This is a genomic window from Roseateles sp., from assembly GCF_052436255.1.
In the GTDB taxonomy this organism is placed as follows: domain Bacteria; phylum Pseudomonadota; class Gammaproteobacteria; order Burkholderiales; family Burkholderiaceae_C; genus Pelomonas.
Genome location: NZ_JBQVNP010000178.1, coordinates 1 through 9396, shown reverse-complemented (window position 1 = coordinate 9396; position 9396 = coordinate 1). Strand labels below are relative to the sequence as shown.

Here is a 9396-nt window from a genome sequence, read left to right as displayed (position 1 = left end):
GGCGCAGGCCGATGGCGCGCGTGGGCAGCCTGGCCGGGGGGGCCAGCGGCAGGCGGTCGCCCTCGCGCAGGGGCCGGCCGTCCAGGCCGCCGAAGCCGGCCTTCAGGTCGGTGCTGCGCGAGCCCAGCATCGCCGGCACGGCGATGCCGCCACTGATGACGACATAGCTGCGCATGCGCTCATGCGGCGCGGCGAGCTGCAGCGTCTGGCCGGCGCGCACGTGCTGGCGCCACCAGGGCCGCAGCGGCTGGCCGTCGAGCGTGGCCTCGGTGTCGGTGCCCGTCACGGCGATGCAGCAGTCGGCGTTCAGGCGCAGCCTGGCCGGGCCGAGCGTGAACTCCAGGCCAGCTGCGCCGGGTGCATTGCCGACCAGCAGATTGCCCCATTGCAGGGCCAGGTCGTCGAGGGCGCCGCACCGGCTCAGGCCGCGGTCACGCCAGCCGGGACGGCCCAGGTCCTGCACCGTCGTCAGCGGCCCGGCGCGCAGGATCTCGATCATTCGCTCATCGCAACGAAGCGCACCCGGTCGCCCGGCGCCAGCAGCGTCGGCGGCTCGGCCTGCGGGTCGAACAGCGCCACCGTCGTCCGGCCGATCAACTGCCAGCCGCCCGGTGTGGCCAGCGGATAGATCCCGGTCTGGGCGCCGCCGATGCCGATGCTGCCGGCCGGCACGGCCAGGCGGGGTTCGGCGCGGCGCGGCGTGTGCAGGGCCTCATCCAGCCCGCCGAGGTAGGCGAAGCCGGGCTGGAAGCCGATGAAGTAGACGACGTATTCAGCCTGCGTGTGGCGCCGCACAACTTCACCGGCGGACATGCCGCAATGCGCGGCCACGTCGCCGAGGTCAGGCCCGTCGGCGCCGCCATAGCGCACCGGGATGTCGACCCGGCGGCCGAGCTTTCGGCTGCGTGCCGGCTGCGCCCAAAGCGCGTGCACGGCCTGTTCCAGCGTGGCGGCCTCGGTGCGCAGCGGGTCGAAGGTCAGCGTCAGGTTGTTCATGCCGGGGATCAGCGCCTGCACGCCATCGACCTTGGCCAGGCCCGCGGCAAGCTGCCAGATGCGCTGCTGCTGCGCCAGCGAGTCCTGCGGCGACAGCGGCGCCGGCAGCGTGCAGCACAGGGCTGCTTCGCCGAGCGGATGCAGGGACAGCGGGTTCATGCGCGCAGCATGCCATGGGTAAACTGCCGCCCCTACATGACCGAGCCCCTTTTCACGCCCGCCGATGAGTACGCGATGCGGCTTGCGCTGGACCAGGCCCAGAACGCCTGGCTGGTGGGCGAGGTGCCGGTGGGCGCGGTCATCACGCGCGGTGGCCAGGTCGTCGCGACCGGCTACAACCGCCCGATCACGACGCACGACCCGACGGCCCATGCCGAGATCGTTGCCCTGCGTCACGCCGCCACGCTGCTGGAGAACTACCGGCTGCCGGAGTGCGAACTCTTCGTCACGCTGGAGCCCTGCGCGATGTGTGCGATGGCGCTGATGCATGCGCGCTTCAAGCGCGTCGTCTTCGCGGCGCGCGACCCCAAGACCGGCGTGGCCGGCTCGGTCATCGACCTGTTCGGGCAATCCCAGCTCAACCACCACACGCGCGTCGAGAGCGGGCTGCTGGCCGATGCGTCGGCCCAGCTGCTGCGCGACTTCTTCAACGAGCGCCGCGAGGCCGCCCGTGCGCGCCGCGCGGAGCGACGCGGGCTGATCCCGACCGGCGAAGCCACCCACCTGGACGACACCCCATGACCGCCCTGACGCTGTTCACTCCGGCCGGCGCGCTTGCCAAGGCGGGGAGCCTCAAGCGTGCTGCCAAGCGGCTCGCGCAGCTCGGCTTCGAGGTCGGCGTCGACGCCGATGCGCTCGCCAGGCACCAGCGCTTTGCCGGCGACGACGCCACCCGGCTCGCGGCCCTGCACCGCGTCGCCGATGCAGCGCCGTCCATTGCGATGGCCACGCGCGGCGGCTATGGTCTGACCCGGCTGCTGGACCAGATCGAGTGGGGCCGCATTGCGCGCAGCGTCGAGCGCGGCACGCGCTGGGTTGGCTACAGCGACCTGACGGCGCTGCACAACGGCTTCATCGCACGCCACAAGGGCCTGGCCATGTGGGCCGGCCCGCTGGCCTGCGATGACTTCGGCCGCAGCGACGCCGAGGGCGGTGTGGACGAGGTCACGCGCGACTGTTTCCTGGAGGCGATGAGCGGCGCGCTGGAGGCGGTGGGTTTCCGCGCTCCGAGCGCCGACTTCGACGGCCTCGAGGCGCGCGGGCGGCTCTGGGGCGGCAACCTGACGGTGTTGTGCTCGCTGCTGGGCACGTCGCACTGGCCCAAGGTCAGGGGCGGCATCCTGTTCCTGGAAGACATCAACGAGCACCCCTATCGCGTCGAGCGCATGCTGCTGCAACTGCAGCAGGCCGGTGTCATCGATGCCCAGGCCGCCGTGCTGCTGGGAGATTTCAGCGGTGCGCCCAGCTCACCGCTGGACCGCGGCTATCGCCTGAAAGACGCGGTCGCCGCGTTGCGCGCCCGCACCAAGACGCCGGTGCTGACCGGCCTGCCCTTCGGCCACGTCCGCACCAAGGTCTGCCTGCCGGTGGGCGGCACGGTGGATCTGTATGTGCAGGGCCGCGAGGCCATCGTCGGCTGGCAGTCGGACCCGCGGTTGGCGCACGGTGGGCACGACCACCAAGATCACGACCATCACTGAAGTCATAGCGGGTTTTCCACGCCGCCTTATGCGGGTGTGGCGGTCTTGTATAGACGAGTTGCGCGTCTATGATTGCGCCCGTCGCCCCGGCCCGCGCCGGGGCGCTTGCTTTTCGAGGGTGCAGTGTGGCGGCAGTTTTCGCATGGACGGTGAGGGGTTGGGGCGCGCTGGCGTTCGTCCTGCTTGCCGGCTGCAACAACAGCCCGCACCCGCTCGGCGCCGAGCGCGAGAACACGCTCTACATGGCCTTTGCCGAGCGCTCGCCGCGATATCTGGACCCGACCTCGTCATACACGGCGCCCGAGAGCACCTACACCTACGAGATCACCGAGCCACCCTACGGGTACCACCCGCTCAAGCGCCCCTACACCCTGATCCCGCGCGCGGCGTCGGCGCTGGCCAAGCCCTACTTCCTGGACGCCCAGGGCCAGCGCCTGCCCGATGACGCGCCGGACGAGAAGATCGCGCAGGCGGTCTATGACGTGCCGATCCGTCCGGGCCTGAAGTGGGCGCCGCACCCGGCCTTCGCCAAGGACGCGCACGGCCGCTACCGCTATCACCAGCTCAAGCCCGGTGAGCTGGGCGACAGGCGCAGCCCGCTTGAGTTCGAGCACCAGGACACGCGTGAAGTGGTTGCCGAGGACTTTGTCTACGCGCTCAAGCGCCACGCCAGCCCGCGGCTGGAGGCGCCGGTGGCGGCGGTGTTCTCGGAGCATGTGCTCGGGCTCAAGGACTACATCGCGCTGCTCAAGCGCGAGAACCAGAAGCAGCTCGCGGGCCTGCCCGAGAACCTGGCCGACAAGCCCTTCCTGGACCTGCGCCGCTGGCCGTTGGCCGGTGCCGAGGCGGTGGGCGACCACCTGCTGCGCATCCGTCTGAAGGGCCGCTATCCGCAATGGCAGTACTGGCTGGCCACCGCCTTCACGTCCGCCATTCCCTGGGAGGTTGATGCCTTCTACGCCCAGGCCGGCATGGCGGCCAACTCGCTGAGCTGGAACCAGTGGCCCGTCGGCAGCGGGCCTTTCATGATGACCGAGTACGTGCAGGACCGCCGGCATGTGATGCGCCGCAACCCCCACTATCGGCATGAGACTTATCCCTGCGACGGCAGCCCCGGCGATGCCGAGGCCGGGCTGCTGGCCGATTGCGGCAAGCGCCTGCCCTTCGTCGACAAGGTCGTGGCCATCAATGTGAAGGAGCGGGTGCCGATCAAAGAGCTGTTCAAGCAAGGCTACCTCGACCTGCCCGAGATGGACCGCGCCGACTGGGGCGTCACCTTGGGCGTGGACCGCGACGACTCCGACGAGGTCAAGTCCCTCTACGAGCAGCGCGGCTTCAAGCTGCCGATGACGGTCGACATCTCCAACTGGTACCTCGGCTTCAACTGGTTGGACCCGGTCGTCGGCCAGGGCGAGACGCCCGAGCAGCAGCGCCGCAACCGCGCGCTGCGGCAGGCCATTTCCATCGCCATCGACTGGGAGGAGGGCTATGGCCGCATCTTCCGCGACAAGGGCGGCGACGCGGCCCACGGACCCATCCCGCCGGGCGTGTTCGGCTCGCGCGAGGGCCAGTCGGGCGAGTTCAACCCGGTCACGCACCGACTCGTCGACGGCAAGCCGGTGCGCCGGCCTATCGCCGACGCCCAGCAGCTGATGATCGAGGCCGGCTACCCCGGCGGCCGCGATGTAAGGACCGGCAGGCCGCTGGTGTTGAACTACGACTTCCAGCGCGTCGTCACGCCCGAGCTCAAGGCCGAGAACGACTGGCTGGTGCGCCAGTTCGCCAAGCTCGGCATCCAGCTCGACATACGCGCCACCGACTTCAACCAGTTCCAGGAAAAGATCCTCAAGGGCAAGCACCAGATCTTCTGGTGGGGCTGGTTCGCCGACTACCCGGATGCCGAGAACTTCCTCTTCCTGCTCTATGGCCCCAACAGCAAGAGCCTGCACCACGGCGAGAACACGGCCAACTATGTGAACCCCGAGTTCGACCGGCTCTACCGCAAGCTGCAGTCGCTGGAGGACGGCCCCGACAAGGCCCGGGTGATGGCGCAGATGAACGACATCGCGCGCCTGGATGCGCCTTGGGCCTGGGGCTACTGGAGCTACTCGGCGGTGGCGTTCCAGCGCTGGGTGCACAACGGCAAGCCCGGTGTCGTCCTGCGTGACCGGGCGCGCTATCTGCGTGTCGACACCGAGGACCGCACGCGCAGCATCGCCGCATGGAACCGGCCGGTCTGGTGGCCGCTGCTCGCGCTGGCGGCCGGCGTCCTGGCGATCTTTGTGGCGACGCGCCGCGCCTGGCACGCGCGTGAAACCGCCACGGCGCTCGGAGGCGGGCGCTGATGTTCAGCTTTGTCATGCGCCGCCTGGCCTATGGCCTGGCCATCCTGGTGGGGGTCAACCTCTTCACCTTCGTGCTGTTCTTCTCGGTCAACACGCCCGACGACATGGCGCGGCTGAACATCGGCGGCAAGCGCGTCACCCAGGACCAGATCGACACCTGGAAGCAGGAGCGCGGCTACGACAAGCCGCTCTACTTCGACGCCAGCAAGGCGGGGGCGGCGCAGTTGACGCACACCATCCTGTGGGAGCGCTCGGTCAGCCTGTTCGCGCTGGACTTCGGCAAGAGCGACGCGCGCCAGGCCGTCAACATCGGCCACGAGGTCAAGGTGCGCATGGGTGTAAGCCTGGCGCTGGCGCTGCCGCTGTTCATCCTGCAGGTCATCGTCAGCGTGGCCTTCGCGCTGCTGCTGGTGTTCTTCCGCAACAGCCGCATCGACTTCTGGGGCGTCGTGCTGTGTGTGCTGATGCTGTCCATCAGCAGCCTGTTCTACATCATCGTCGGCCAGTTCCTGTTCGCCCGCGTGCTCAAGCTGGTGCCGATGAACGGCTTCGCGCCGGGGCTGGACGCGGTGCGCTTCCTGGCCCTGCCCATCCTGCTGTCACTGCTGTCGCGGCTGGGCGGCGAGGCGCGGCTGTACCGGGCCATGTTCCTTGAAGAGATGGGCAAGGACTATGTGCGCACTGCGCGCGCCAAGGGCCTCTCGGAGAGCCGCGTGCTGAGCCGGCATGTGCTGCGCAATGCCCTGATCCCCATCATCACCAGCGCCGGCAGCTATCTGCCCTATGTCTTCCTGGGCAGCCTGGTGTTCGAGAGCTTCTTCGGCATCCCGGGCCTGGGCGCCTTCGTCATCGAGGCCATCACGGGCCAGGACTTCGCCATTGTGCGGACCATGGTCTTCCTCGGCGCGCTGCTCTACATCGCCAGCAATGCGCTGATCGACATCGCCTACACGTGGGTGGATCCCCGTGTTCGGCTGCAGTGAGGCGGCGATGAAGTTCGTCCTGCTCTGGACCGATATGGCGCTGTGGCTGATGGTGGCGGCCATCGCCGCATATGCGCTGCGGGTCAGGCGCCAGGCGCATCTGCGTGCGACCTGGGAGCGCGTGCTGCGCGACCCGGTTGCCGCCAGCGCCGGTGTCGTCATGGCCGCCTTCCTGCTCGTCACGATGATCGACAGCGTCCACCTGCGCCGTGCGCTGCCGGTGGCTGCCGGCGAGGCGACGGTCTACGACACGCGCACGCTGTCCACGCTGGACCTGCTGCTGGAACGCCAGATCGGCATGCGCGAAGTGAGCTACTCGCTGCCGCTGGGCACGCATGGCTTCAACAAGGAAAGCGTCATCGAGCCCGGCGGCGGCGTGCGCCGCGACTACCCGCGCCTGCAGTTCGGCGGCGCGCACCTGAGCGACCCGGCCACGCAATGGGCTGGCGATGTGGCAAAGCGCGCGGGCATCGGCCTGGCAGCCGGCCTGGGCGTCGCGCTGCTTTGTGTCGCGCTGACCGCCGGGCTGCTGGCCGGGCAGCATGGTGGGTGGCGCGGCGCGCTGACCGACCTGGCGGCGGACCGCACCGTCTATCCGCTGCGCGCGATGCTCGTCACGCTGGCGATCCTGCTGCTGCTCGCCGGGGCCGGCGTCGCGCTGATGCCTTGGTATCACGTGTTCGGCACCGACCGCACCGGCAACGATGTGCTGGTGCAGGCGCTCAAGAGCGTGCGCACGGCCTTCGTCGTCGGCGCGCTGTCGACGCTGGCGACGCTGCCGTTCGCGCTGCTGCTGGGCGTGCTGGCGGGCTACTACAAGGGCTGGGTCGACGACGTCATCCAATACCTCTACACGACGCTGAGCTCGGTGCCCAACGTGCTGCTGATCGCCGCCTGCGTGTTGATGGTGCAGGTCTACTTCGACAAGAACCCCGACGCCTTCGAGACCGCCGTGGAGCGCTCCGACCTCAAGATGTTGATGCTCTGCCTCATTCTCGGCCTGACCGGCTGGGCAGGGCTGTGCCGGTTGGTGCGTGCCGAGACCTTGAAGCTGCGCGAGCTGGACCATGTGCAGGCGGCGACGGCCTTCGGTGTCGGGGACCTGCGCATCATGGCCCGCCACATCGTGCCCAACGTGATGCACCTGGTGCTGATCACGGTGGTGCTGAGCTTTTCCGAGCTGATCTTGTATGAAGCGGTGCTGACCTATGTCGGCGTCGGCGTGGACCCGGTCATGAACAGCTTCGGCGGCATGATCAACCTGGCCCGCTCGGAGATGTCGCGCGACCCGGTGGTGTGGTGGAGTTTTGCGGCGGCCTTCGGTTTCATGGTGAGCCTGGTGCTCGCGGCCAACTTATTTGCCGACGGCGTTCGCGACGCCTTCAATCCGAAGGCGCGCTCGACGCGACCGCGCCTTTTGCAGCGCAGGGCGGACCATGCTTGAGATCGACGACCTGCATGTGGCGCTGGACGCCGACGCCGGCCTGGTGCGCGCCATCGAAGGCATGCGGCTCGCGCTGGCGCGCGGCGAGACCTTCGCGCTGGTGGGCGAGAGCGGCTGCGGCAAGAGCATGACGGCGCTGGCGCTGATGCGCCTGCTGCCCGAGAACGGGCGCATCACGGCGGGCGCCGTGCGGCTGGACGGCCAGGACCTGCTGGCCCTGCCGGAAGGCCGCATGCGGGAAGTGCGCGGCGGCCGCATCTCGATGATCTTCCAGGAACCGTCGACCAGCCTGAACCCGGTCATGCGTGTCGGCGACCAGATCGTCGAAGCCATCGAGGCCCATACGCCGCTGCGCGGTGCGGCGGCCCGGGCCAAGGCGATCGACTGGCTGGCGCGGGTCGGCATCCCCGAGCCGGCGCGGCGCATCGACGACTACCCGTTCCGCCTGTCCGGTGGTCAGAAGCAGCGCGTGATGATCGCCATCGCGCTGGCCGCCGAGCCCGACTACCTGATTGCCGATGAACCCACGACCGCGCTGGACGTGACCATCCAGGCGCAGATCCTCGACCTCATCCGCGACCTGCAGCGCGAACGCCAGCTCGGCGTGCTGCTGATCACGCACGACCTCGCCGTGGTCAGCGGCATGGCGCACCGCGTGGCCCTGATGTATGCCGGCCAGATCATCGAGGTGGCGCCGGCGGCGCAGTTCTTCGCGGCGCCCAAGCATCCCTATGCGCGCCTGCTGCTGCAGGCCCTGCCGGACGCCGCCCGGCGCGGCCAGCCGCTGGCGGCCATCGCAGGCATGGTGCCGCCGCTGTGGCTGGACTTTGCCGGCTGCCGCTTCTGTCCGCGCTGCGACAAGGCCATGGGCCATTGCGCTGGCACGCCGCCTCAGCTGACCGAGGCAGGCCCGCAGCATCAGGTGCGCTGCCTGCTTTACAGCCAGCCGGGTGAGGCACTGCCGCGCGCCGCCCCGGAAGCCAGGAATCTGCCGCCCGTGCCGGCAGGGCAGGGCGCGCCGCTGCTCGACGTGCGCGACCTGCGCGTGAGCTTCATGTTGAAGGCGCCCTTGTTCGCGCGCGGCCCGCGGCACTTCGACGCGGTCGACGGCATCAGCTTCCAGCTGAATGGCGGGCGCACGCTTGCCCTGGTCGGCGAGTCCGGCTGCGGCAAGACAACCTCGGGCAAGGCCATCGTGCAACTGCTGCGGCGCCAGGCCCGCATCAGCGGCGAGGCGATGTTCGAGGGCCGGGACCTGTTCAAGCTGGATGGCGCGGCACTGCGGCAGGCGCGGCGCCAGGCCCAGATCATCTTTCAGGACCCGTTCGGGTCGCTGAACCCACGCATGCGCGTGGCCGAGGTGCTGGAGGAAGGCCTCGTTGCCCTGCGCCCCGACCTCGACGCGGCGCAGCGCCTGGCCCGGCTGCATGAGCTGGTCGACCAGGTCGGCCTGCGTCGTGACGCCTTGGAGCGCTGGCCGCATGAGTTCTCCGGCGGCCAGCGCCAGCGGATCGCCATCGCCCGCGCCCTGGCGGTCGAGCCGCGCCTCATCGTCTGCGATGAACCGACGTCGGCCCTGGATGTGTCGGTACAGGCGCAGATCCTGAACCTGCTGCGCGACCTGCAGCGCGAGCAAGGGCTGGCCTATCTCTTCATCACGCACAACATCGGCGTCGTGGAGTACATCGCGGACGACATCGCCGTGATGCAGGCCGGCCGCATCGTCGAACAAGGTGCCTGCGCAGCGGTGCTCGCGCAGCCGCGCGAAGACTTCACGCGCCAGCTGTTGGCGGCGGTACCCCGGCTGCTTGTACCTGCGCTGTAACTCGTCGCGTGGCGACAACGCTGCAACTTCCTCTCTAGGGGGTGTCTCGCGAGTTTGTTGAGTCGAATCAACAACTTAAACATCGCATTCGTGGGTCTAGGGG

8 protein-coding genes are annotated in these 9396 nt (G+C 69.2%); 6 read left to right on the top strand and 2 right to left on the bottom strand.

Features of this window, described 5'->3' with window-relative positions; all coding sequences use genetic code 11:
* Positions 1 to 499 (bottom strand): biotin-dependent carboxyltransferase family protein (locus tag ACT6S0_RS24460; protein WP_444766367.1); only part of this gene is annotated, 499 nt, incomplete at its 3' end.
* Positions 496 to 1155, bottom strand: a complete 660-nt coding sequence (pxpB, locus tag ACT6S0_RS24455; protein ID WP_444766366.1) for a 5-oxoprolinase subunit PxpB — start codon at positions 1153 to 1155, stop codon at positions 496 to 498. The genes ACT6S0_RS24460 and pxpB, both read right to left, overlap by 4 nt.
* A 36-nt stretch (positions 1156 to 1191) precedes the next feature.
* Between pxpB and tadA the strand changes: the two genes are divergently transcribed.
* From tadA to ACT6S0_RS24425, 6 genes are all read left to right on the top strand, one after another.
* Positions 1192 to 1737, top strand: coding sequence for a tRNA adenosine(34) deaminase TadA (gene tadA / locus ACT6S0_RS24450; protein WP_444766365.1), 546 nt, complete (start codon positions 1192 to 1194; stop codon positions 1735 to 1737).
* Complete coding sequence (locus ACT6S0_RS24445) at positions 1734 to 2696, top strand: LD-carboxypeptidase (protein ID WP_444766364.1); 963 nt, start codon at positions 1734 to 1736, stop codon at positions 2694 to 2696. The genes tadA and ACT6S0_RS24445 overlap by 4 nt, the downstream gene beginning before the upstream one ends.
* Positions 2697 to 2821: 125 nt before the next feature.
* On the top strand, positions 2822 to 5041 hold the full coding sequence (locus tag ACT6S0_RS24440) for an ABC transporter substrate-binding protein (RefSeq protein WP_444766363.1): 2220 nt from the start codon (positions 2822 to 2824) through the stop codon (positions 5039 to 5041).
* Positions 5041 to 6024 carry an ABC transporter permease gene (locus tag ACT6S0_RS24435; protein ID WP_444766362.1) on the top strand — a complete coding sequence of 328 codons (984 nt, stop codon included), beginning with the start codon at positions 5041 to 5043 and terminating at the stop codon, positions 6022 to 6024. Before ACT6S0_RS24440 ends, ACT6S0_RS24435 begins: the two co-directional genes overlap by 1 nt.
* A 7-nt stretch (positions 6025 to 6031) precedes the next feature.
* Positions 6032 to 7468, top strand: a complete 1437-nt coding sequence (locus ACT6S0_RS24430; protein ID WP_444766361.1) for an ABC transporter permease — start codon at positions 6032 to 6034, stop codon at positions 7466 to 7468.
* Positions 7461 to 9293, top strand: a complete 1833-nt coding sequence (locus tag ACT6S0_RS24425) for an ABC transporter ATP-binding protein (protein WP_444766360.1) — start codon at positions 7461 to 7463, stop codon at positions 9291 to 9293. The genes ACT6S0_RS24430 and ACT6S0_RS24425 overlap by 8 nt, the downstream gene beginning before the upstream one ends.
* The last annotated feature ends 103 nt before the right edge of the window (positions 9294 to 9396 follow it).